The sequence below is a fragment of the Paenibacillus phytohabitans genome (genome assembly GCF_013141775.1).
Taxonomy (GTDB): Bacteria; Bacillota; Bacilli; order Paenibacillales; family Paenibacillaceae; genus Paenibacillus_AQ; species Paenibacillus_AQ phytohabitans.
This window is the reverse complement of sequence record NZ_WHOB01000048.1, coordinates 108522-132688: the sequence shown is the minus strand read 5'-3', so window position 1 is coordinate 132688 and position 24167 is coordinate 108522. Positions and strand designations below refer to the sequence as shown.

General features: G+C 53.8%; 25 protein-coding genes. 12 read left to right on the top strand and 13 right to left on the bottom strand.

Features of this window, described 5'->3' with window-relative positions:
- Positions 1–233 (top strand): hypothetical protein (locus GC101_RS35785; RefSeq protein WP_216626637.1); only part of this gene is annotated, 233 nt, incomplete at its 5' end.
- Positions 234–403: 170 nt separating this feature from the next.
- On the opposite strand, the gene GC101_RS16965 is transcribed toward GC101_RS35785, so the two are convergent.
- The 4 genes from GC101_RS16965 to GC101_RS16950 all read right to left on the bottom strand — a co-directional run bounded on the left by GC101_RS16965 (position 404) and on the right by GC101_RS16950 (position 2983).
- Positions 404–808, bottom strand: a complete 405-nt coding sequence (locus GC101_RS16965) for a hypothetical protein (protein WP_039295375.1) — start codon at positions 806–808, stop codon at positions 404–406.
- 31 nt (positions 809–839) lie between these two features.
- Positions 840–1508, bottom strand: a complete 669-nt coding sequence (gene ung, locus GC101_RS16960) for a uracil-DNA glycosylase (protein WP_039295373.1) — start codon at positions 1506–1508, stop codon at positions 840–842.
- A 70-nt stretch (positions 1509–1578) separates the two neighbouring features.
- Positions 1579–2244, bottom strand: coding sequence for a ribonuclease H (gene rnhA, locus GC101_RS16955; protein WP_171718193.1), 666 nt, complete (start codon positions 2242–2244; stop codon positions 1579–1581).
- A gap of 157 nt (positions 2245–2401) precedes the next feature.
- Positions 2402–2983, bottom strand: a complete 582-nt coding sequence (locus tag GC101_RS16950; protein WP_342421776.1) for a TetR/AcrR family transcriptional regulator — start codon at positions 2981–2983, stop codon at positions 2402–2404.
- A gap of 157 nt (positions 2984–3140) precedes the next feature.
- On the opposite strand from GC101_RS16950, the gene GC101_RS16945 reads away from it, so the two are divergent.
- From GC101_RS16945 to GC101_RS16935, 3 genes are all read left to right on the top strand, one after another.
- On the top strand, positions 3141–3701 hold the full coding sequence (locus GC101_RS16945) for a hypothetical protein (RefSeq protein WP_042138799.1): 561 nt from the start codon (positions 3141–3143) through the stop codon (positions 3699–3701).
- Between the two features lie 89 nt (positions 3702–3790).
- Positions 3791–5149 carry a metallophosphoesterase gene (locus GC101_RS16940; protein WP_171718192.1) on the top strand — a complete coding sequence of 453 codons (1359 nt, stop codon included), beginning with the start codon at positions 3791–3793 and terminating at the stop codon, positions 5147–5149.
- 86 nt (positions 5150–5235) lie between these two features.
- Positions 5236–6138, top strand: a complete 903-nt coding sequence (locus tag GC101_RS16935; RefSeq protein ID WP_039295366.1) for a manganese catalase family protein — start codon at positions 5236–5238, stop codon at positions 6136–6138.
- Positions 6139–6322: 184 nt separating this feature from the next.
- Here the strand turns inward: GC101_RS16935 and GC101_RS16930 are convergent, their stop codons facing one another.
- The 4 genes from GC101_RS16930 to GC101_RS16915 all read right to left on the bottom strand — a co-directional run bounded on the left by GC101_RS16930 (position 6323) and on the right by GC101_RS16915 (position 8933).
- Positions 6323–6604, bottom strand: coding sequence for a Dabb family protein (locus tag GC101_RS16930; protein ID WP_042138801.1), 282 nt, complete (start codon positions 6602–6604; stop codon positions 6323–6325).
- Positions 6601–7728 (bottom strand): DNA alkylation repair protein, encoded by a 1128-nt coding sequence (locus tag GC101_RS16925; protein WP_171718191.1) that lies wholly within the window; start codon positions 7726–7728, stop codon positions 6601–6603. The genes GC101_RS16930 and GC101_RS16925 overlap by 4 nt, the downstream gene beginning before the upstream one ends.
- Positions 7729–7854: 126 nt before the next feature.
- Complete coding sequence (locus tag GC101_RS16920) at positions 7855–8367, bottom strand: GNAT family N-acetyltransferase (protein WP_171718190.1); 513 nt, start codon at positions 8365–8367, stop codon at positions 7855–7857.
- A gap of 35 nt (positions 8368–8402) precedes the next feature.
- Positions 8403–8933 carry a hypothetical protein gene (locus tag GC101_RS16915; RefSeq protein WP_171718189.1) on the bottom strand — a complete coding sequence of 177 codons (531 nt, stop codon included), beginning with the start codon at positions 8931–8933 and terminating at the stop codon, positions 8403–8405.
- A gap of 258 nt (positions 8934–9191) precedes the next feature.
- Here GC101_RS16915 and GC101_RS16910 point away from each other — a divergent pair, with 258 nt between their 5' ends.
- Positions 9192–9419 (top strand): hypothetical protein, encoded by a 228-nt coding sequence (locus GC101_RS16910; protein ID WP_052421961.1) that lies wholly within the window; start codon positions 9192–9194, stop codon positions 9417–9419.
- A gap of 139 nt (positions 9420–9558) precedes the next feature.
- On the opposite strand, the gene GC101_RS16905 is transcribed toward GC101_RS16910, so the two are convergent.
- Positions 9559–10557 carry a pectinesterase family protein gene (locus tag GC101_RS16905; RefSeq protein ID WP_171718188.1) on the bottom strand — a complete coding sequence of 333 codons (999 nt, stop codon included), beginning with the start codon at positions 10555–10557 and terminating at the stop codon, positions 9559–9561.
- Between the two features lie 186 nt (positions 10558–10743).
- On the opposite strand from GC101_RS16905, the gene GC101_RS16900 reads away from it, so the two are divergent.
- The 6 genes from GC101_RS16900 (at position 10744) to GC101_RS16875 (ending at position 17961) form a co-directional block, all read left to right on the top strand.
- Positions 10744–11739, top strand: a complete 996-nt coding sequence (locus GC101_RS16900) for a LacI family DNA-binding transcriptional regulator (protein WP_171718187.1) — start codon at positions 10744–10746, stop codon at positions 11737–11739.
- A gap of 178 nt (positions 11740–11917) precedes the next feature.
- Positions 11918–13330 (top strand): tagaturonate reductase, encoded by a 1413-nt coding sequence (locus GC101_RS16895; RefSeq protein WP_171718186.1) that lies wholly within the window; start codon positions 11918–11920, stop codon positions 13328–13330.
- A 33-nt stretch (positions 13331–13363) separates the two neighbouring features.
- Entirely contained in the window at positions 13364–14851 is a 1488-nt protein-coding gene (locus GC101_RS16890) for a UxaA family hydrolase (RefSeq protein WP_171718185.1), read from the top strand.
- 37 nt (positions 14852–14888) lie between these two features.
- Positions 14889–16325, top strand: coding sequence for a glucuronate isomerase (uxaC, locus tag GC101_RS16885; RefSeq protein ID WP_171718184.1), 1437 nt, complete (start codon positions 14889–14891; stop codon positions 16323–16325).
- 2 nt (positions 16326–16327) lie between these two features.
- Positions 16328–17014 (top strand): rhamnogalacturonan acetylesterase, encoded by a 687-nt coding sequence (locus tag GC101_RS16880; RefSeq protein WP_171718183.1) that lies wholly within the window; start codon positions 16328–16330, stop codon positions 17012–17014.
- Between the two features lie 104 nt (positions 17015–17118).
- Positions 17119–17961, top strand: coding sequence for a sugar phosphate isomerase/epimerase family protein (locus GC101_RS16875; RefSeq protein WP_171718182.1), 843 nt, complete (start codon positions 17119–17121; stop codon positions 17959–17961).
- Between the two features lie 529 nt (positions 17962–18490).
- Here the strand turns inward: GC101_RS16875 and fucU are convergent.
- From fucU to GC101_RS16855, 4 genes are read right to left on the bottom strand one after another with little or no spacing between them, the layout of a single operon-like run.
- The gene (gene fucU, locus GC101_RS16870) at positions 18491–18931 is read right to left on the bottom strand and encodes an L-fucose mutarotase (RefSeq protein WP_171718181.1); all 441 of its coding nucleotides are present in this window, start codon (positions 18929–18931) and stop codon (positions 18491–18493) included.
- A gap of 39 nt (positions 18932–18970) precedes the next feature.
- Entirely contained in the window at positions 18971–19624 is a 654-nt protein-coding gene (locus GC101_RS16865; RefSeq protein ID WP_231575179.1) for a class II aldolase/adducin family protein, read from the bottom strand.
- Entirely contained in the window at positions 19621–21108 is a 1488-nt protein-coding gene (locus GC101_RS16860) for a rhamnulokinase (protein ID WP_171718180.1), read from the bottom strand. The genes GC101_RS16865 and GC101_RS16860 overlap by 4 nt, the downstream gene beginning before the upstream one ends.
- A 28-nt stretch (positions 21109–21136) precedes the next feature.
- Positions 21137–22903 carry an L-fucose isomerase gene (locus tag GC101_RS16855; protein ID WP_171718179.1) on the bottom strand — a complete coding sequence of 589 codons (1767 nt, stop codon included), beginning with the start codon at positions 22901–22903 and terminating at the stop codon, positions 21137–21139.
- A 339-nt stretch (positions 22904–23242) separates the two neighbouring features.
- Here GC101_RS16855 and GC101_RS16850 point away from each other — a divergent pair, with 339 nt between their 5' ends.
- A complete protein-coding gene (locus GC101_RS16850) occupies positions 23243–24013 on the top strand; it encodes a DeoR/GlpR family DNA-binding transcription regulator (protein ID WP_039295325.1) in 771 nt (256 codons plus the stop codon).
- Positions 24014–24167 lie beyond the last annotated feature (154 nt).

Here is a 24167-nt window from a genome sequence, read left to right as displayed (position 1 = left end):
TTTCGGCGGGATCAGAGGGATTTATCCCTTTAATTTTCCCATTCCGCCCACTTTCGGCGGGATCAGAGGGATTTATCCCTTTAATTTCACCATTCCGCCCACTTTCGGCGGGATCAGAGGGATTTATCCCTTTAATTTTCCCATTCCGCCCACTTTCGGCGGGAACAGAGGGATTTATCCCTTTAATTTCACCATTCCGTCCACTTCAGGCGGGATCAGAGGGATTAATTTAGACGAATCTGCCACAATTCCAAAGAATCTTATCCATAACTACTACGCAGATCTTATCCACAACAGTCAAATATCATATTGTCCAAATAACAAAAACAAAAAAACGGGCAAGTCTCTAAATAAGAGGTTTGCCCGTTTTGCTGTACCTTCTGAAGCTTTCCGTTCCGAAACTTCAGCCCCGCAGAGAGCGCACCACAAAAATGTGATTGCCCTTCAGCAGGTTCTGCCCGTCGCGGAGCGTGACTGAACCCTTGGTGTGCGCTACGATGGTCGTATTGAGGGCAACCAGCTGATCGCCTTTCCAGATGGTGACCGCCGACTTGAAATATACCGCGTTGTCAAACTGCTGGCGTTCCCTCATCACGTACCCTACGGAATGGAGGACCGGGGGCAATGCCCTCTCCTTGGGAGCCAATGCCTTTATGAACACAATGTCACGAAAAGGGACGGCAATCTCCTGATGTCCGATTACGGCTACTGAAGCTGCAGGGTCCCATCTGCGCAGCACGCCTTTCATGATCGTATATGGCTCTTCTCCGCAGTACATTATGACCGGTCTGCCTACCCAATGCTTCATGGCTCCACCCCCTTCGCTGTGTCCGTGCTACTTATACATTCGGTATGGACCAATCGATTCCTGTAAGCCCGTGCGACTCCAGATAGGAGTTAGCCTGAGAGAACGGATGGCTGCCGAGAAATCCGCGGTGGGCCGAGAACGGACTTGGATGCGGAGACTGAATAACCTTATGCCTGCTGCGGTCAATCGAAGCCCCTTTGAGCTGGGCATGACTGCCCCACAGGATGAACACCATCGGTTCTGTCCGTTCATTCAGCTTCTCCATGATGGCATCTGTAAACGTCTCCCAGCCCAGGCCTTTATGCGAGTTCGGCTGGCCTTCACGTACGGTCAGCACTGCGTTAAGCATCAGCACCCCTTCTTCTGCCCAGTGGAGCAGAGAACCATGGTTCGGCACAGGTACACCCAGATCATTATGCAGCTCGGTATAAATATTGCGCAGTGACGGAGGAATCCGCACTCCCGGCTCGACCGAGAAACTCAGCCCATGAGCCTGTCCCGCCCCGTGATAGGGGTCCTGACCCAGAATGACCACCCGGGTCTTGCTGTAAGGCGTCAGCTTCAGCGCTGAGAACAGCTTGTCTTTTGGCGGATAGACTGTATATTGCTTATATTCACGTGCCAGCGCATAACGCAGCTCCTCGAAATAGGGCTTATGCGTTTCTTCCTGCAGAACCTCATCCCAATCATTGCCGAACATCCCGTTCTCCTCCTGCTTGCTTCCCTGTAGTATTCATTCATTACCTGTTATTAACCAGATCCCGCAAAATTTATTTGCGCCCGTAATCTGCTTTGATCTCGCCCCATACCTTAGTCTGCCATTTCAGCACCTTATTCTCATATGTATGGCTGCGCAGCCAGCTCTCCGCCCGGTCAATCAGCGTCCAGATTTCCTCTGTGGAAGCATCCCGGGGCAGGGTAGTAGCAACCTTCTTCTGCTTCACCCACTTCATCGCATTCACGGAGTCGGTATAGACCGTACGGCTGCTGCCTTCCTTCTTAAGCAGAGCCAGCGCATGGACAATCGCCAGAAATTCCCCGAGGTTATTCGTCCCCTTACTGATTGGACCGCAGGAAAAAATAATGTCCCCGGTCTGCGTGTCTACGCCTTTGTATTCAACCGGTCCGGGATTGCCGCGGGTGCCGACATCTACAGAGATGCTGTCATAATCAATCTCCTCTGACGTTTCTACCGAGGCACTGCGGCTCCAGCTGCTTGCCGTTTTACTCTTGGCACCTGCGCCGGATGAGGACGCACCTGTTCCCCAGTTGCCTTTCCAGCCCGCCTTATAAGCCGTATCCGCTGCCGCTCTGCTCTCATAAGACTTATATTTCGCTCCGGTATAATGATCGGTCTGCGCCTGGCATTCTGCCCAAGTGCTGTACACTCCCGGCTGCTTGCCTTCCCACACTACATAGTATTTCTGCTTAGCCATGAATATAGCTCCTTCCTGCACGCTTCATGAATCATCAAAATCATATTGTAATCCAAACCGCGGCGATATTGAAGTGCAAATAAGCTCAGCGCCTGCTGTGAGCCGAAATTTAAATTGGATAATTACCAGCAGGCGCGTTCATACTATTAAGGCCGCATTATTCCAGTACGGCAAGCGTAGTGTTAACGATAGTCTGGAGCTTGTCAATATCCCGGGTGGCTTTGACCATGACCCGCAGCCCGACGAGGGCATTGTGCAGATAAGCAGCAAGCGCAGAGGCCTCATGCCGGCCGGAGATCTCTCCGCTAGCCTGTCCGTGCCGGATCAGCCGTTCGATAAGATGTTCGGTATTCAGAAAAGCATCATTCGCTTTGGTTGCTGCTTCCGGATCATGATTGGACAGCTCCACTGCGGTATTCACCAGCAGACAGCCCTTGGGCTCGTCTTCACTCCTGTGGATCGTTGCTTCGAACAGCAGGGTGATTGCAGCCTTGGCTGAGGAAATGCCTTCGATACGGCCCTCCATCCGGGAGGCGTTGATGGCTGCGAACCGCTCCAGTGCTTTTATATATAAAGTATGCTTGTCTCCAAATGTATCATACATGCTTCTCTTGTGAATCCCCATGCCGGTTACAAGATCCTGCATCGAGGTTTTCTCATAGCCCTGCTGCCAGAAGATATTCATCGCCTTCAATAGTACGTCATCAATATCGAATTCTTTGCTTCTCGCCATCATCATGCTCCTTTCTGGGTCAATTTTACCATTTATAGAACGATCGGTAAATATTATTCTACTATTGTGAATTAAATCACATTAATTCCGTACTAATCATTCTATATTAATTTTAAAGGAAAAACAAATCTGCAGCAACACACACCCCAAGGAGGTTATTTACATGAGAAAGCTCGCAGCAATAGCAGCCGTATTCACTCTGACCCTGCTCGTCGGATGCGGCAACTCGGCAAACAACAATGCGGCAAATACAAACACGTCCGCAAATAACGGCAACACGGCCACGGCCACTGAAGCACCGGATGCTGTAACATCGGTCTCCGTCGTTGATAATAATGAAGCCTTCAAGAAGGCGATCAGCAAAGACGGCCACTGGATCGCCGCAGTCCTGAACGACCTGACCTTCACGGAAGAGCTTGTGGTAGACGGACAGTTCATCAATAAGGAAGAGCCGGCCCGTAAAATCGCGCTCTATACCCAGGACGCAGATCATAACATCACCAATTCCTTCACGCTCACCGCTCCAAAAATGACAATCCGCAGTGAAAATGCCCGGATACAAGGCGGTACCTTTGTCGGGGATGTCTACGTTGAAGCTGACGGCTTCGCCGTTGTGAATGCTACCATTGAAGGCAATGTCTATTTCTCGGATGCCAAATACCAGGCTACCTACACGGCCGCTGACCAAGGTAAGGTAACCGGTGTGACTGAAGTCAAGAAATAAGTTATTCTGTACAGGAGGTGTTCCCTTCAGGGCAATCTTGCCGGGGACACCTTTTTGCGGTTTTTACCAGGAAAAGAGGTGCAGAACCCATGTTATCCGTCCGTAAGTCCGTCATACTCTCCCTATTGCTGCTGCTCACATCATCCTGCAGCGGGCAAGAAGAGAAACAACAACCACAATATCGTATACAGTCCGGCCATGATCTTAGTATTCTTACGACTACCGACACACACTATTTATCGCAAAGCCTGAGGGATCTCGGGCCTGCCTTCAATCAGTTTCTGGCTGCCGGGGATGGTAAACAGCTGGGATACAGCAACGAAATGATGGAAGCCCTCGGATACGACATTGGCATCCGCAAGCCCGATGCCGTCATCATTAGCGGAGATCTCAGCAACAACGGTGAAGAAGCCAGCCATAAGGATCTGGCCAAACATCTGAAGACCATCGAACAGGAGACCGGGACCCGGGTATATGTGATCCCCGGCAATCACGATATCCAGAATCCCTGGGCCCGCAAATTCAAGGGTAAGCGCCAATATGACACGGATTCCGTTACAGCCAAAGAGTTCCGCAAGATCTATGGCAGCTTCGGTTACGATGAAGCGCTGCTGGAGGATAAGAACTCGCTGAGCTATCTGGCTGCCCCGTCAGATGATCTGTGGCTGCTCATGCTCGATACTGCACAATACAAAAATAATCAGGATCTGGGAAATCCGCAGCTTGAGGGCAGGGTGAGCGCTTCGACACTGAAATGGATTGATGCGTGTGGTGAAATGGCTACGGCACAAGGTGCGCAGATCGTAGCGGTCATGCACCATAGCCTGCTGGATCACAGTGACTTCATCCAGGAGGGCTTCACTGTCGATGATAACGGGCAGGTTATTGACGCCCTGCTGCGCAATAATATCCATACCACACTCAGCGGCCACATTCATATTCAGGATATAAGTGAATATCAGAAGGACGGCAACAACATCTATGACATCGCAGACAGTGCATTATCGGTATTCCCGCATCAATACGGCATCTTAAACTATTCAGCCGCCAATCAGACCCTGGATTACAATACAGCTAAATTAGGGATGGAGCTGTGGGCCGCTGCGTCGGGCAGCACAGATCAGAATCTGCTGCAGTTCAACACTTACAGCGAAGCGAATTTTCGCAAGCGCTCCGCGACCCGCAGTTATTCCCGTTTGACCGCGGACACAGCGTATGCTAATTACACGGATGCCGAGCTGAACGCGATGGCGGATGTGGTCGGCCGGCTGAATGAGATTTATTTTGCAGGGACCGCCAGTACTGACAATGCAGCTGTAATCGCTACGGAAGGCTACCGCCTCTGGCAGAAGGCCCCCGCCAGCGGGACAAGAAGTTATGTCCTGGGAATGGCTGCGCGGGAAACGAAGAATAACCACCAGCTGCATATACAGCTTCCGGCCCGTTGATGTGTTTGAGCATGAAGGATTGCGTTTAATTTAGGGCTGTACAGCAATATCAAGACTGCTGAAGCGCTAAGGAGGATGACAAGCCAATGTTCAAACGCATGGATGAGATTATGATTGAGATTCCGGACGTCGAGAAACCAGATCCCAATGCCGCTGCGGCTGTACAGGAACTGCTTGGCGGTAAATTTGGTGAAATGTCAACACTCAACAACTATCTGTATCAGTCCTTTAACTTCCGTTCCAAAGAGAAGCTGAAGCCCTTTTACGATCTGGTTATGAGCATTACCGCAGAGGAGTTAGGCCATGTCGAACTCGTCTCCCATGCTGTAAACAAATGTCTAAGAGGTTCCACGGATTATAAGAAGCCGGACTCTACTCCACTGGATGCTGTAAAAGATGCCCGGCTGTCCTATCACTTCCTGGCCGGAGCCCAGGGTGCCATGCCGTTCGATTCGATGGGTAACCCCTGGACCGGGGCCAATGTGTTCAACAGCGGCAACCTGGTGGAAGATCTGCTGCATAACTTCTTCCTGGAATGCGGGGCCAGAACACATAAAATGAAGGTCTACGAAATGACCGACCATCCGGCTGCGCGCGCTGTTGTCGGTTTCCTCCTTGTCCGTGGAGGCGTTCATGTGGTCGCTTATGCCAAGGCACTGGAAATTGCCACAGGCGTCAATGTAACCAAGCTTGTGCCGATCCCTTCCCTGGACAACAAATCGTTCAATGAAGCCAGAAAGTATGAAGAAAAAGGCGTGCATACGAAGCTGTACACCTGGAGCGATAAGGATTTCAGCTCCATTGACCAGATCTGGAAGGGCACCCATCCAGAGGACGGGCTCCCGCTTGAGGTTATTCAGGGCGTGCCTGAAGGTGTACCGATTCCCGAGGCTCCCGAGTCCAAGGAGGAATTCGCACCGGGAATCTCGGCTGAGGAATTCAAGGAGATTGCCAAACGGCTTAAGATGGCAGGCAATATCAAAGATTAGTCAGGGCTGTTGTTGGCGCATATATTGTGCGGTGGACACAGCTGGCTGAAATAAAGAAGCGGATGTTCCGGAAGCCCTGAGAGGGCTGCCTGGACATCCGCTTTGTTGTGCAGCTTGGTGCAGGAGGTGTTGCGGATAATCCGCATATACCTCAAGATTCGCTGAATCTCTGACATTTAGGGAATCAGGATTCGTAACAAAAGGAAGCTGCCGATTGCAGCACACCTGTAATGTATTCCGAAACCCTGACATGCACCGGATGAACCAGATAGGCTTCCAGATCCGCCATGCTCTCATATTGCACAATCAGCATCAGATCGTAAGCGCCGCTGCGGACATCCACCTCCACCTTCAGTTCATGGATATGCGCGATTTGACCACGCATGCCCAGAAGCACTTCACGGGCTTCAGCAATACGTTCCGGGCTGCCATCCTTCAGCTTGATTAACAGATTGTTGGTGATCATTGTACATTTCCCCTTTCATCCTGCGGCTCTAGAAGCAGTGACGTGCTTGCAGCTTCGCGGCCATTCACCAGTAGCGTTAGGGTGTGTTCTCCCGGATAATGACGGCGGGTGGTCAGGTTGGCCCAGCGGTGCGTCCGCGTGCCAGACAGTCTGGATCCGCCGGGGACGGTTTTGTCGGACAATAAAAAGAGCTTACGCGAGGTCTTCCCCCCGGCCTTCATGAAGTTAATCCCATACTCGATCCGGATTCGCACCGGTTCACCTTCCCGGATCGTGAGGGCATACTGCAGTTCGCAGTTGTCACCGATCCGCACCTCAGCCGGTTGAACAGCGAGTACAGCGGCGGTAACCAGCGGAGCACCGCCCGCTTCAGGAGCATAACCAAACAGCTCCATGATCTCAGGGTCCGCCTTACGGATCAGCGAGCGGCAGCCATGCCGCACAATCCAGTCCGTATTCACATTATTGCCTTTCCAGCGGCGGGCCGTCTCAATGACGACAGCCGGATGGTCCTTCGCGATATCATTCAGATTGTTGGCCACACTCTTGCGTACATAGAGCGACGGGTCCGCCTTCAGCTTCTCCAGCAGCGGCAGCACCGGGGACGGATCGCGCTTGAACACCGGCAGCGCCTGGCCCCATGGGAGACGGGGCCGGCTGCCTTCGCTGGCCAGACGCCGCACATGCTCATCCGGATGCTCTGCCCAGGCCAGCATCTGAATCATCATCCGCTGCGGGTCCCGCAGCATGAACGGCCTGACGGCGAACTCTGCCGAGGATTTCGGCGTGAACCGTTCCAGCGCCGCCATGGACAACTCCCAGTGCTCCTCCCTGCCGCCAAATACCTCGACGAAATCAGGGAAGATCAGATACGGAAATCCGACACAGTCTTTATCGATGGCGTACAAAATATCTAATGCTTCTTCATAACGTGATGGCAGGAATGCCCCCAGTGTCTCCGTGATCCGCCGCATCCGCGCCTTAAGCTCCAGTTCCTCCCAAGGCTCTTTCATCGCCGCAGCGGTGAAGTCGTCCGTATCAAATGAACCGTATACGGCCTGGATCTTCGCGCCGAGGCTGCGCAGGAATTCCTTGTTGTACATTGCTTTTAATGGTTCCGCCATCCTATGATTCCTCCTGCTGATTGTGTTCAGATCACTTGTCAGAACAGCGTAACATAACAAACTGGACAGCCTTATGTCACGTTAGTGCCTGTAATGTATTGTGAGAAGCTTATTGCTCTTCACGTATCAAAAGAATGCCGCCGGATAGATCAGCTCGCCCTTCACCTTCTCCAGCGCCCCTTCCTGCAGCCCGTATACTTGAAACACTTCATCCGGTACAGTGAATTGCGTCAGCGCAAGGCCATAGGCGCGCGCGGGCGTGAAGCCGAATTGGGGATAATAGCCTGGGTGCCCGATCAGCAGAATTATTTCATAACCCAGCTGCCTGCTGCGTTCTGTGCCTTCGCGGATCAGTGCTGCGCCAATTCCCTGACGCTGCATCTGCGGATCGACTGCGATGGGGGCAAGTACGATTACTTCTTGTGAATGATTCCCGTCCAATACCTTGGCACGGCTTAATAAAATATGCCCAATTACAGCGCCATCCTGCTCGGCAACAATGGACAGCTCCGGCACGAACTCCTCCGAAGCTCTGATCCGCTCAATCAGCCTGGATTCATCCTCGCGGTTCCCGAACGCCTTGACATTCAGTTCAAATACTTGAATATAATCCTGCGCTGTCTCGGTTCTTATCTGCATCTGAGTTTCCCCTTCCATAATAACGGTTATGCCGGTCAGTTAATCAGGCGCTCCACTTCTTCAATGCTTTTCTTCGCCCGGCTGTTCAGCGCCCGTTTGTCCTTGAGTCCGAGCTGCTGCAGCTCATGGCCGGGGTCTGTCACCAGCGGCTGTGTTACCACACTTTCAAGCAGCTGCACGGCGACCCGGCAGGCGCTGAACAGCAGCTCGCGGGTAATTACTATTTTATGGGCGCGGATGATTTCTACCAGAGCTTCGGCATACATCAGTCTGACTATACTGTCTGCGCTCATCAGGTTGCGGGAGGCGAACGAAGCTGTCTTGTCCACAATGACCGGGTCCTGATAGTTCTTGGACAAGGCTTCAAGCCGGGCAACAGCCTCCCAGTCCCTGATCGACAGGCGCCCGCACCCTTCCGCGATCATCTCCTGAAACCATTGAAGCTCCATTTCCCGGACAATGCCATATTGATTGTACTGCTTAAGGGCACCTTCACGGTGCATTTGGGCCGGGCTGCCCAGATACCGGATGAATATCTCCCGCGCTTGCTGTGTTTCTGCTTCCATACTGCCCTCCACCTTATTTCCTATATTTATTGTTCACCATAACCAGTACCGCCAGCGTAGTATAAACCGTCTTACTCCCAACACTCACGAGGGAACAGCCACCTTCATCCTCCGTCCGGCCTTCAAGCACAATCCGGGGGAATATTTTCAACTATTTCAGAAAAGAAATCCTATTTTCAAAATCCGCTGTCTGTCGTAGAATAGTGTTTAAGATTCTGCACCGTTATATTTATACTACACATGGAAGGGGCTGGGATTATGCCGCAGACACTTGTCCAAAATGCTGATTTCTGGGTTGCCGCTTTATCGCAGACCTTCGTGTCCGCGTTGCAGCTTGACCCCGATGGAATGTACTCCCAGGTTGGAGTCGGAATTGTAGAGAAATTCTCCGAGGAATATGTGCGGCTCAAAAGATTCGACGGCACTGTCTCGCATTACGCCCGCGATATTACCAAATTCCAGCACAATCAAGCCTCACGCCGCTAACAGGCCTATGCTGTACTTTCCCCTTTGGGCCGGAGTTTTCCTGCTTGGGGAAGTGAATTTCAAAAAAGGCGTATACATGACCTGCTCATGTATACGCCTTTTGCCTGATAACAGGCCGCAGAATTGCCTTCTGAAGCAGTCAACTTATTCCTGCTGCTTCAGCGCTTAGAGGGCTCCACGCCTTCCATTGTCCAGAAATCCGTCCCGGTAAAAACCGCTCTTTGCCTGCCGCCGCTTCCTTCTCTTCAGGAATAAATGCCCAGGCTGCACGCTTGGAACGCACCGGATCATCACCGGCTATGCCGTATTCCCGGTAAATGGCCGTCTGCATATTCCCGGGATTCCCCCAGGGGTCCCACCCGGAGGGATGAATATGCCCGCCCAGCCGGCAGTTCACAATATCCGTTCTGGCGTATCCGCGCCACGGGCGTCCCAGATAGACACAGCTAACCCCCGGGTCCGACGTAAAATAACACTCGTTGAACAGATAGCCATACTCCTGATGCTGCGGCGTGGATGCCGCTGTGATGTAACCCGGCCCGTCGTTATAATGACGCAGACTGCGGATCTCACAATGCTCGAAATAAGCTGCTGCTCCGCCAAAAATAAAATCAATCGTTCCTTCGATATAACAATTCGTGTACAGCTGGCGGCAAACGGCGTGCTGCTCCTTAAGCGGAACGCCTCCAAAGGCCTTCCCAGCTTTGGTAAACGGCGGCAACGGTCCGGTGAACAGTGTATCCTGATGGCCCCTGAAGCTGCAGCTCCGGAATAAGGTCTCATCACAATGGGCCGACACCGCTACAGCCTGCCCGATGTCATTTCCTTGCCCTGCTGTGTTCGCAATAATCAGGTTCTCAAGCATCAGCCTCCGGCCGCCGAGGAACAGTGTCGGTGTAGCAAAGGTACCCAGCTCTTCTCCTGACTCGTCCAGCTCCTTGGCATGTCTGTTCATGGTGATTACCACTTCCCCGATGCCCACTATATTAAGATTGGACCGGTATATTCTTACCGCCTCTTGATACACACCTGACATAATATACAGGGTCACCGGCTTCTCCAGCGGATCCCGTTCAAGTTCATCCACCGCTGCCTGGATACTCTGGTAATCGCAAAATTCCCGCTTGCCCACCAGCATTGCTTCGTCCTCCTTAAGAAATAAGTTCTGTTCAAAGCGGCATTCCTTGACACGTAAATTATACCGCCGGCCGCAGCAATGTTCCAGATAAAATTTTAACGTGTGCATTTCAATAAAGTCTTGACTTGACGCGGCTGTAGCACTAAACTGAAATCGTTAACAATTCTATTTTCCCGGAGAGATGTCATGATTACCATCAAAGATATTGCACGCGTCGCCGGCGTCTCCCACACGACTGTATCCAGAGCGCTGAACGGCAGCCCGCTGATCAAGAAAGTCACCCGGGATAAGATTGAGCGAATCGCCGCGGAAATGAATTATGTGCCGAATTACAGTGCCAAGAGTCTGGTTACGAAGAGATCGTTCACCATCGGGCTGTTCTTCTCAAGCATTGAGCAGGGTACTTCAGCCAGCTTCCTGGTTGATGCTATCAAAGGCATTACGCATATCCTGGATGAGAACTACAATCTGACCGTTAACGGAATAGACGGTGTCCATAACTTCAGCAATATTCAGCCCCAGCGTTTCGACGGCATTCTGGTCATGAGCCAGAGCGATGAGGATAATGCCTTCATTTATCATGTGAAGAAGATGGGCATACCGCTTGTGGTGCTGAACCGCCAGCTGGAGGACCCGGGCATTATGAATGTGGTAGCCAATGACCGCGAAGGCGTGAAGGAAGCCATTGATTACGCTGTGCTTCAAGGGCACCGGAAGCTGGCTATTATTGAAGGGAAGCCCGGCTTCAAATCGTCCAGCGAACGCAAGCAAGGGTTCATGGACAGCCTGATTGCAGGTCGTCTGGCGCTGAATCCCGATTATTTCGCTTCAGGGGATTACAGCATCGAGAGCGGCTATGCGGCAATGACCGCGCTGCTCAGCCTTGAGGATCAGCCTACGGCTGTATTTTGCTCCAACGATGATATGGCCATTGGCGCGATGAACGCCTGTTATGCCCATAAGGTAGATGTGCCGGGACAAATTTCGCTGATCGGATTCGACGACATTATGTTCGCCCGCTATACGAATCCTGCCCTGACCACCGTCCGCAAGCCCATTGCAGAGATCAGTGAACTCGGTATGAAAATGCTGATTCAGCTGCTGATCCAGCCCGAAACAGAGCCGCAGCAGCTATTCGTCAAGACCGGCCTCATGGTACGCGATACTGTCGCCAAGATCTGAGCGCAGGGTTCTGCCGCAGTGAATTCCCGGCATGTGCCGGGTTATCCGGCTTGCCCGCTTTGTATTTTCAGCAGACACGAATAACGTCTTACAAAGACGGCATTTCCGGGTTTGCTCAAAATAAAATGTTAACGTGTGCATTTATGACATTATATTTTAAAAGGAGATCATGACCATTATGACAAACCGTTTATCCAAAAGCACTCACCCGGAGTTAATCCTGCATCCCGAGCGTATGATCCAATTCGGTGAAGGTAATTTCATGCGCGCCTTCGTGGACTGGCAGCTGCAGCAGATGAACAACCAAGGCCTGTTCAACGGAAGCGCAGTGCTGGTACAGCCGATTGAACAGGGGCTCGGCGGATTCATGGCCGCCCAGGATAATCTCTACACCGTGCTGCTGAACGGCATTATGGATAACCAGACAGTCAACTCGCGGGAAATCATCTCTTCGGTCAGCCGCGTGATTAACCCTTATAGCGATTACGGGAGTTACCTTGCGCTCGCTGAGAATGATGAGCTGGAATTCATCACCTCCAACACGACGGAAGCCGGTATTGCCTATCTACCGGGCGACCGTGCAGACGGCACGCCGCCGAAGAGCTTCCCGGGCAAGCTGACTGCGCTGCTCCACCGCCGTTTCGAGCTGGGCAAAAAAGGCTTCGTCATCATCCCCTGCGAGCTGATCGACCGCAACGGCGAGAAACTGCAGGAGATTGTGCAGCAATACGCCGCTGACTGGAATCTGGGCGGGGAATTCCTGCAATGGCTGAAGGAGGAGAATACCTTCTGCTGCAGTCTGGTTGACCGGATCGTTCCGGGTTATCCGCGCGATAAGGCCGCTGAGCTGGAAGCCGAGCTGGGGTATCTGGACAATGTGATGGTTACGGCTGAGCCATTCCTGTTCTGGGTCATTGAAGGACCGGAATCACTTACTGAACGGCTGCCGCTGGCCAAGGCCGGACTGAACGTTGTGGTCACCCCTGATATGACTCCATACCGCGAGCGCAAGGTTCATCTGCTGAACGGGCCGCATACGGCTATGGTTCCGCTGGGTTTGCTGGCGGGTCTGGAAACCGTTGAGGATGTTATGAATGACGAAACGTTCTCCCGCTTCGTGAAGCAGCTGATCGAAGATGAACTGATTCCTATGCTGGATCTGCCTGCTGAAGAGCTATTGTCCTATGCGGATGCCGTGCAGGAACGGTTCAGAAATCCGTTCATCCGCCATGAGCTGACTTCCATCTCGCTGAACAGCATCTCCAAATTCAAAACCCGGCTGCTCCCGGTGCTCCTCCGCTATCAGCAGGAACGCGGCAAGCTTCCGGAGCGCATTACGCTCGCCTTCGCCGCACTCCTGCTCAGCTACCGGGGAGACCGTGTGCCGCTGCAGGACAGTCCGGAAATCCTGGAGATTTTCACACAGTCATGGAGTGATCCGGCAAGCTTCGCAGGCACCATTCTCAGCAACACCAGCCTGTGGGGACAGGATTTGTCCTTGCTGCCCGGACTTACAGCTGAGATTAACGCCCATCTGCAGCAGCTGGAGAAGCAGGATTCCCGCGCCGCTCTGCAGCAGCTTGTCGGCTAAAGCAATAACTAACAAAACTTAGGAGGGTCCAACATGAAGCACTTAATGAAAATGAACCCCAGAGATACAGTAGCTGTAGCCCTGCGGCCGTTATCGGCCGGGGAGCAGCTCACCATAGACAGCTTGACGCTTCAGGCAGCACAGGATATTCCGCAGGGCCACAAGATTGCCCTGACTGATTTCCAGACTGATGAGGTTATCACCAAGTACGGTTATCCTATCGGCCATGCCATCGCTCCGATTGCCGCAGGGGACTGGATTCATACGCATAATATCAAGACCAATCTGTCCGGCGAAGAGGAATATGAGTATGTGCCGGATGTTCACCAGGTTACCTACCCCCGGCGTGATCTGACCTTCCAGGGCTACCGCCGGAGCAATGGCAAGGTCGGCATCCGTAATGATCTGTTCATTATCCCGACCGTGGGCTGTGTGAACGGGATTGCCGAGCAAATGCTGCAGGAGTTCAAGGCTGAGCATCCCGATCTTGGCGGCTTCGATAACTTCACGGTATTGAAGCATCCTTACGGCTGCTCGCAGCTCGGCGATGATCACCGCATGACCCGCAGCATTCTGCTCGACGCGGTGAATCATCCGAACGCCGGCGGGGTGCTCGTGTTCGGGCTCGGCTGCGAGAACAACATTGTCGCTGAATTCCGCAGCATGCTGGGGGATTATGACGAGTCACGGGTGAAATTCCTGGTTGCCCAGGAGGTGGGCAATGAGGTAGAAGCCGGCCTTGAGCTGCTGGAGCAGCTGTATGAGGCTGCGAAGAACGATGTCCGTGAGCCGGTTCCGCTCAGTGAGCTGAACATCGGCCTGAAATGCGGCGGCTCCGACGGGTTCTCCGGGATCACAGCCAATCCGCTGCTGGGCGCGTTCTCCGACTTCATCATCTCCCAGGGCGGAACCTCGGTGCTGACGGAAGTGCCGGAAATGTTCGGTGCGGAGAAGATGCTGATGGCGCGTGCAGAAAGCCATGAGGTCTATGAAGAGATCGTGTCGCTGATCAATAACTTCAAGCAGTATTTCCTCTCGTACGGCGAACCTGTATACGAGAATCCTTCTCCCGGCAACAAGGCCGGCGGCATCAGCACCCTGGAGGACAAATCGCTGGGCTGCACCCAGAAGGCCGGAACTTCGCCGGTGGTGGATGTGCTGCAATATGGCGTGAAGCTGCGCAAAAAAGGGCTGAGCCTCCTGCAGGCTCCCGGCAACGATCTGGTTGCCGCCTCCGCTCTCGCTGCTTCGGATTGCCAGCTGGTGCTGTTCACTACCGGACGCGGAACGCCGTTCGGCAGCTTCGTACCTACGGTGAAGGTGGCCACTAACAACGATCTTTTTGCCAAAAAAGGCCACTGGATGGACTTCAACGCCGGTCCTCTGCTGGAAACACCGATGGCCGATGTGCTGGAGGAATTCATCACTTATATCATAGATGTCGCCAGCGGCCAAAAAACACGGAACGAGCAGAATGAAGTGCGCGAGCTGGCTATTTTCAAAACCGGTGTTACGCTATAAAACCCTATCCAAATTCATGTAAAGGGAGATCTTATCCATGTTTCTTAATGAAGATTTCATGTTATCCGGCGATACCGCACGCCAGCTCTTTCATCAGCATGCCAAAGCAATGCCGATTGTCGATTACCATTGCCATCTGGACCCGCGCGAAATCTATGAAGATAAACCGTTCGAGAACCTCACGGCAGCCTGGCTCTATGGAGATCATTACAAATGGCGGCTGATGCGCGCGAACGGTGTGCCGGAATCGCATATTACCGGGGATGCCTCCGATTATGATAAATTTCTGGCCTGGGCCCGGACACTCCCGAAAGCCATCGGCAACCCGCTGTACAGCTGGACCCATCTGGAGCTCCGCCGCTTCTTCGGCGTTAATGAGCTGTTGAACGAAGCTTCTGCACCGGCCATCTGGGAGAAGGTCAACCGCAAGCTGGCCGAACCGGCGTTTACACGGCGCGGTCTGATCCGCAATTCGAACGTCAAGGTAATCTGTACTACGGATGATCCGGCAGACTCGCTGGAATACCACAAGCTGCTCAGAGACTCTGAGACCGCGTTCCAGGTGTTCCCGACCTTCCGTCCCGACAAGGCACTGAACATCGATGCCGAAGGCTTCAGTGCCTGGATCGGTAAGCTGGAGGAAGCCGCCGGCCAGCCGGTTAAGACTTATGCGGCCTTGCTTGAGGCACTGAGCAACCGTGTGGACTTCTTCCATGAGAATGGCTGCCGCCTGTCGGACCATGCCCTTGATGTGCTGCGTTACGAAGCCGGTGAACCGGAAGCTGCCGAGGCGGTCTTCGCCAAAAGACTGCAGGGTGCTTCCCTGTCACCGCAGGAAATCACCCTCTACCGTACAGAGCTGCTGACTGCACTGATCGGCTTCTACCAGGCCAAAGGCTGGACCATGCAGCTTCATCTGCATGCCTACCGCAACAACAATACGCCGATGTTCCGGAAGCTAGGCCCGGATACCGGATACGACGGCATTAACGACCTGCCGCTGACCACACCGCTGTCGCAGCTGCTTGACCGTGCCGAGAGCGGCAGCGGGCTGCCGAAGACGATTCTGTACTCGCTGAACCCCGGCGACTATCCTGCCCTGCTGGCCCTGCTGGGCTGTTACCAGAAGGATACCGCCGGCAAGCTCCAGCTCGGCTCCGGCTGGTGGTACAACGATACGCGCAGCGGTATGCGCCAGCAGTTGACGCTGCTGGCTGACAACAGCCTGCTGGGTAACTTCGTCGGCATGCTGACCGATTCACGCAGCTTCCTCTCTTATACCCGGCACGAATATTTCCGCCGGGTGCTCTGTGAGCTGATCGGTGAACTCGTGGAACGCGGTGAGGCACCGGATGACATAGACTTACTGGGCGCTATGGTAGAGGATATCTCCTACAATAATGCAGCAGGCTATTTCGGCTTCCAGACCTCCGGCAGCTCGGTGGAGGTTACCGCCCGGGTGAAGGAGTGCTGAAGATGCCGACTATCTATATTGCCGGAGATTCTACCGCAGCCCGGAAGGCGGCCTCCGAATCGCCGATGACCGGATGGGGAGAATTTCTGCACGGGCATGTGGGACCGGAGGTGCGGATTGAGAACCGGGCAGTGAACGGACGGAGTACTCGCTCCTTCCTGACTGAGGGCAGGCTTGCGGAGATTGAGCAGGACTTCCAGGCTGGAGACTTCCTGCTGATCCAGTTCGGTCATAATGACCAGAAGATTGAAGATCCGGCGCGTTATACCGATCCGGATACTGAATACCGCCAGAATCTCAAGGTGTTCATCGATTCCGCCCGCAGCCGCGGCGGGTTCCCGCTGCTGCTGACCTCTGTGAGCCGCCGCCGCTTCACCGCGGAGGGTGAACCTGATCCTGAGGCCGTGGGGCCATACCCGCAGGCCATGCGCGAGGTTGCAGCGGAGACCGGAACACCGCTGCTCGATATCTTCGCCTCCTCGCAGCAGCTCTACCGCTCGCTGGGAATCGAAGGCTCACAGCAGCTGTTCATGCATCTGCCGCCGGGCAGCCATCCCAACTACCCGGACGGGATCGCAGATGACACCCATTTCTCGCAGGCAGGCGCGCAGCGGATCGCCTCGCTGGTAGCAGAAGCGATGGAACAGACTGAGGGACTCTCGGCACTGCAGCCTTACTTGCGGGTATAGTGCGTTAAGCCGCTTCATTGAATTCCTGGAATAGGCCGCCCTGTGCCCTTGCGGACACAGGCGGCCTTATTTGCGGGAAATTGCAGAGCAAAGGAGTAGAACATATGACTGTACCGTTTCACCTCGGCGTCCGCGCCCATGATTTCAACCCGTGTCCTTTGCCGCAGCTGATTGAGAAGCTAGAAGAGCACAGCTTCTCCTCTATTCAGTTCGCGCTGCATAAGTCCTTTCCGGAGAGTGCGCCTACACTCGGCGCACTCAGTCCGGGAACGGCTGCCTATTATGGCGAAGCCTTCAGGCAGGCCGGCATCAGGATTGCCGTGCTCGGCTGCTATGTAAACATCATCGATCCTGATCCCGCCCGGCGCGTACAGGCATTGAATGACTTCAGTACCCATCTGCGGCTGGCCCGTGATTTCGGGGCGAGTCTCGTAGGTACCGAGACAGGCAGTGTGGGAAAGGGATATACGCCGGATAATTTCACTGAGGAAGCTTTTGAACAAGTTGTGGCTTCTGTCAAAGCAATGGTTGCGGAAGCAGAGCGTTTCGGGGTAACGGTCGGCATCGAGGCAGGGATTAACCACCCGCTTCACACGGCTCAGCTGACCAGACGGCTGCTGGACGAAGTGGCCTCCAGTAATCTGCAGATTATATTCGATGCCGCCAATCTGATGACGCCGGATAACTACCTGCAGCAGGAGAGTATTGTTGCGGAGGCCCTTGAGCTGCTGGGTGACCGGATCGCGGTGCTGCATCTGAAGGATTTCACGGTCAGAGACGGCAGGATTGAGATCGTCCCTGCAGGACAGGGACTGCTGAACTTCGCTCCGCTGCTCCATTACATGAAATATAAGCGTCCGCATATTCAGGGCCTGCTGGAGAGCACTCCCGAAGTGCATATGAGCGGCAGTGCAGAGCTGCTCCGGCGGATGTATAACGAAATATGAACAATTGCCCCGGTCATATGGCGTACGGGGCACTTGTTTATATTGAATCCGGTTTAGGGCCGATTCAATACTAGAAATGAGCAATTAACAGTAACCGGTCGTTCGCTCCGGTCCTAAGTGTATTTTGTACAACTAAAGTGATCAATTTTTGCGCTGCGAGGGTTTTAATTGCACTTTGTACACTTAAAAACCCCCATATTCCGCTAAAGTAGACTTACCGCTGATTTTAATTGTACTGAATACAGTTAAACGGACAATCCGGTTTTTCACCATCTGTTTAATTGCACGAAATACAATTAAATCTATTCACTTCACACTAGTTACTCTCAAAATATTTGCAAACCCAGGGTCAGTGGATCCAAATTACACAACATATAACATTTCATGTGACGTTTCTACATTTGAGCAACTGATATAGCAATAAGACCGCTCTCCAATGCCGGGCGGTCTTATCTTTTATAAATTTAGTATTAGGTCAAGTGAAGGATTATCCTTTATCCTGCGATATTACGCAGACTTGAACCTGTTGTTATACCCCTGCATCCGGCGGGATCACGCCTTTGGTGAGAATAATATTCCCGTACAGCGCCTCTTCCCCGGTGATCACGATCGCATAACTCCGCTTCGAGCGGTTGTAGAATTCAAAACGCTCCTCATACTCCACCTGTGCCGCAGCGTCATGTTTGGCCAGGATCTCCCTGTACGTCTCCCATATCACCGGAACGGTAGGATCACCCTCCACCACAGCCATGAATGCCGCCTGTGCGGGCACATAGTGATCCAGCGGAAGCAGCTCCAGGATCGCGTCCAGCAGCATGGGAATGCCAATGCCGTCCGCCCGGAGCACTCTGGAATGCAGCCCGTGGCCCGGATAATTGGCATCCGCCAGGACCAGTTCATCCCCATGGCCCATTTCCATCAGGGTACGGACCAGCTCGGGGGAGAGGAGCTTGGGTATTTTTTTGAGCATGACTACTATCCTCCTTCATTCCTGTGTTGAAGCCGCGGCTTACATGCCGTAGAACGATCTCAAAGCTACCAGCTCCTCGATCCGGTGCTGAGGAAGCTCACGTTCCCCGCCGATCATCCGGGTCAGGAAGGTTAGCTTCGCCGTATATTCCAGCCGCTCCATATTCATGTAGGCAGCCATTACATCCTTGCCCCAGGTCAATGCGCCATGGCTCTCCAGCAGGACAGCCGTTTTCTTGCCGAGGAAGGGGATCAGCGAATCCGGAATCTCCTCGGTTGAAGGCGTTCCGTATACCGCCAGTGGAATATCCCCCATGGCAATCACCGACTCAGGCATCATCATCTTGTCGAGCGCTTCGCCCTTGATGGCAAAAGCGGTCGCATACGGCGGATGCGCATGCACTACGCCGCCCATCTCCGGCAGCTCATTGTAAATCTTCAGATGCATCTTCACTTCCGTGGATGGCCGGTAGCCCTCCGCAGCTTCAAGGATATCTCCCTGCAGATTCACTTTGACCAGCATATGCGGCTGCAGATAGCCTTTGCTGACTCCTGTTGGTGAGGTGATTACCTCTGTAGCCGACAGGCGTGCCGAGATGTTGCCGTCATTGGCGGCAATAAAATCCTTATTAAACAGATTGCGGCCGATATCACAGATAAGCCGCCGCAATTCCTCTTCCTTCGTATTCATCATTGTCCTCCTTGATCGCTATGAATAATTGATAAAGCCGGCTGATACCGGACAGGGGCACTGGAACGGGCTACAATTGTTCTGGCTTCGGATGCTTCAATCGCTCCCAGTGCCGTCAGTTGCACCAATACGTTGCCGATTGCACTTGCCTCTACCGGTCCGGCAATGATTTCTTTGCCTGTGGCATCCGCTGTAAGCTGGCATAGCAGCTTGTTCTGGATGCCTCCGCCGACCATATGAATGCAGCTGACCGGGCTGCCTGTGAGTGTCTCCAGTTCACGGATCGTGCTGGCGTAAGACTGGGCCAGACTCTCCAGAATGGTGCGGATGATCTCCGCCCGGCTCTGCGGTACAGGCTGGCCTGTGCGGATACAATACGATTCAATCCGCAGCGGCATATCCCCCGGGGTGCTGAAGAGGGGATCGTTCGGGTCCAGAACGGCTATACGCGCTGTCGACCGGTCCAGCCCCTCAGCCAGCTCTGCCGCCTCCTGATGGCTGAGCGGTTCTCCCGCTTCTGCCCAGCCGCGCTGGGTCTCCTGCAGCAGCCACAGGCCGGTGATATTCTTCAGCAGGCGGTTCGTGCCGCCGAAGCAGCTCTCATTGGTGAAGCCGTAGGCGTCGGCCTCGGCGCTAAGTATAGGCTCCGCAGTCTCCAGGCCGACCAGCGACCAGGTTCCGCAGCTGATGAAGGCGGCGGAACCCTCTCCGCCGGTGGAGCCTCCAAGCCCGTAAGGGATGGAAGCCACAGCGGAAGCAGTGTCGTGCGAAGCCCCGGCAATGACCTTGAGCGGGCCGGAACCAAGCTCTTCCTGCAGGCCTGGCCGAAGCTCGCCGATTACAGTGCCCGCCGGCACCAGCCGGGGAATCAGCTTCACCGGGAGCTCCAGCCTGCGCAGCACTTCGCTTGCCGGAGCAGACGAATCCGGATTCAGCAGGCCGCTGGTGCTCCAGATGGTCTGCTCAGCGACCGCCGTGCCGCTGAACATATAATTGAACAGGTCAGGCATCATCAGCAGCAGACTGGCCTTTTGTGTAAGCTCCGGGTTAGCCTGCAGATCGGCAAATAATTGATACACCGTATTAATCGGGCTGGACTGGTTGCCCGTCAGCTTGAACTGCTCCTCAGGGGGCAGGGCTGCCTCCAACGCCAAAGCAATACCCTCCATCCGCTGGTCCCGGTAGTGATGCGGGGAGTACAGCAGCTCCCCCTCAGCATCCAGGAAGCCATAGTCGACTCCCCAGGTATCGACACTCAAAGACTGCAATGGGCCGCGGGACTTCGCGGCCTCCAGAATCCCCTGCTTCATCTCATGAAACAGCTGCTGGACATCCCAGTACAACTGCTCGTCAGCCTCTACGGGCCCGTTAGGGAAGCGGCGGATTTCTTCCACCTCCACCTTCCCTCCAGCATACGTTCCCAGCATGACCCTGCCGGAGCTGGCACCCAGATCGATTGCCAGCAGCTTGATTATCTCTTCGCCCATGTTCTCCGCACCCGCTTCACTTTGAAGATTAGTAGAGCGGCCCAAAGTTGCGGCAGGCTCTATAGTCAGCACTTTCCAGATCCTCTGTGCCGAATAGCGACCAGACACGCGGCCGGAAAATACGCGAATCCTCCACGTTATGCATACTGACCGGAATCCGCAGGATCGAGGCCAGTGTAATCAGATCGGCTCCAATATGCCCGTAGCTGATCGCTCCGTGGTTGGCGCCCCAATTGTTCATCACATCATATACAGACTGGAACGAGCCCTTGCCTGTCAGCTTAGGTGCGAACCAGGTTGTCGGCCAGGTAGGGTCCGTTCTCTGGTCCAGCGTATCATGCACTTCTCCCGGCAGCTCCACCGTGAAGCCTTCCACCAGCTGGAGCACAGGCCCGAGCCCCTTAACCAGATTCAGCCGGGCCATGGTGACCGGCATTCCGCCCTTGGTCAGGTAGTCTGTTGAGAAGCCGCCCCCTCGGAAATATTCCTGCGAGGCCGGGCGGAACTGGGTCTGTGCGAGACAGGCAGCCGCTTCCTCATCCGTGATGTCCCAGAACGGCTTGATCGCCGGCTTGCCGTCAATGCTCTGCTCACCGGTTCCGTCCAGTGCCGCTGAACCGGAGTTAATCAGATGCAGCAGACCGCCTGCCGCCGCCCCCTCCAGCTCGTATCCCGTCACACGCTTCACTGCAGCCGGACTCCAGAAGGTGCGGACATCGGCAAAAATCTGCGCCGTATTCGTCAGCAGATAATTGAACAGCATCGTGACCCCATTCAGGCTGTCATTCTCGGTCGCGACAATATAAGGCGCCCGTCTGCCGTTCCAGTCGAACGAGGAGTTAAGAATCGTCTCCATGAAATCACCGTTCGGGAAATGGTCCGTCCATTGACGCTGGCCCTGGAAGCCGCCCAGCAGAGCGTTGTGACCGTTTGCTTCTTCCTCGAAGCCAAGCTTCGCAAGCTCCGGATTGCCGATCATCAGATCGCGGGCAATCAGCGCCATTTTGACACAGGTCTCCCATTGCTCTTCCTTAACCTCTTCGCTGAGCTGCAGATGCTGCGGGTTATTGTCCGCTCCCACCCGGCAGTTGTCCTTCACCCAGGCCAGTGCCCGCTTGAACTCCTCAGGATCATAGATTTCTTCCTCGAATCTCCGGACATATTCAGACATATCGATATACTCATTGCGCATGCCGAGGTACTCCTGGAAGAACTGCTCGTTGACGATAGAACCGGCGATCCCCATGGATACGGAGCCCATCGACAGATAAGACTTCCCCTTCATCAGTGCAGCCGCAAGTGCCGACTTCGCGAACTGGAGCAGCTTGGCCTGTACATCCGCCGGGATCTCCTCACTGCTGGATTCCTGAACATCTTCGCCGTAGATGCCGAAGGCCGGAATGCCTTTTTGCGCATAAGCAGACAGCACTGCCGCCAGATACACCGCCCCGGGGCGTTCCGTTCCGTTAAATCCCCATACCGCATGCGGAATCGAAGCATCCATATCCATCGTTTCTGATCCGTAACACCAGCAAGGTGTGACCGTAATTGATACGCCTACACCCGCACCTGCGAACTTCTGCGCTGCCGCCGCAGCTTCCTTCACACCGCCAATGGTAGAATCGGCAATAATACACTCCACCTGCGAACCGTCCGGATAAAATAAATTCTCCTGCAAAAATGCCGCCACACGCTGTGCCATCCCCATAGTCTGGGCCTCAAGCGATTCACGCACCCCGCGTCTTCTGCCGTCAATCGTAGGCCGTATACCAATCTTCGGATAATTTGCTGTCACTGCCGTTCCTCCCCGGAATCAATGGTTGATTTGGATAAAATAATTTCATTGGAGCTGTACACTCCGATTAGTAAGCGCTATCAAATACAGCCTGCTACTGTCTGCAAACTATGGGCATTCTCCGCCGACTAATCCTTTTCTTCTCCATCATAGATTTCTAAACTCATAAAGTCAACAATATTCCACACTTTATATTTGATATTTATGTGGTATTGTGTGATATAATTCAAATATAGTGTGGGATTATGTTCGTTTTAATTATTTAAGTTTTGGAGAAATATGTAGTAAACTAGTTGATATACTATGGCTAGAACTATTTAATCAAGGGTGGGCAACGCGATGAAGGCTTTTGAACGGCGGGATCTGGTAATCAACGAGCTATACAGGCATAAGAAGGTTCACGTAGCGGACCTGGCGCAGAAATTCGGTGTATCGGAGGAGACCATCCGGCGTGATCTCGACCGGCTGGATAAAGAGGGTATTGCCAAGAAGAATTACGGCGGGGCGATTCTGAACGCCCATACCAACGAGGACCCCTCCTACTCCCACAGGCATCAGGTCAACATTGAAGCGAAGCGGATGATTGCTGCATGTCTGCTGGAGCTGATCAGTGACGGGGACAGTGTGATGACTGATACCAGCACAACGGCTTTTGAAGGCTTGCGGAGAATCGTGGAGGACAAAAAAAATCTGACAATCATCACCAATTCCCTGGCGGTATTGTCAGAGTTCCAGCATTCCGGACAGAAGCTCATTTCCACGGGGGGCATTCTGGGTCCGGAGACCAGCTCTTTTGTAGGGCCGACGGCGTCGCAGACGATCCTGAAATATAATGTGGATGTGGCCATCTTCAGCTGCAAGGCGCTCTCCATGACCGGCGGACTCAGCGATTCGAATGAAGCCGAGACCGAGCTCAAGGTGCTGATGCAGCAGCAGGCGAACAAGGTTGTGCTCCTGGCCGACCATTCCAAGTTCGACCGGATCGCCTTCATCCGGCTGTTCAGCTTCGACAAAGTCGATTATATCGTCACCGATCAGCGGCCGTCCGAAGAATGGATTGATTTCTTAAGCAAATATCAGGTGTCTCTGCTCTATCCTGCGCTGCAGTAGCGCAAACTCTGCACCGGAAGGAGGTGAACCACAGAATGGGGATGATCCAGATTGCTGCAACCTCCGCTCCGCTGTGGTTTCCGCTGGTTCTCGCCGCCGTCGGCGTGTGTCTGATTTCGCTTTTGTGGATGGTGTTCAAGAAATTCGGCTGATC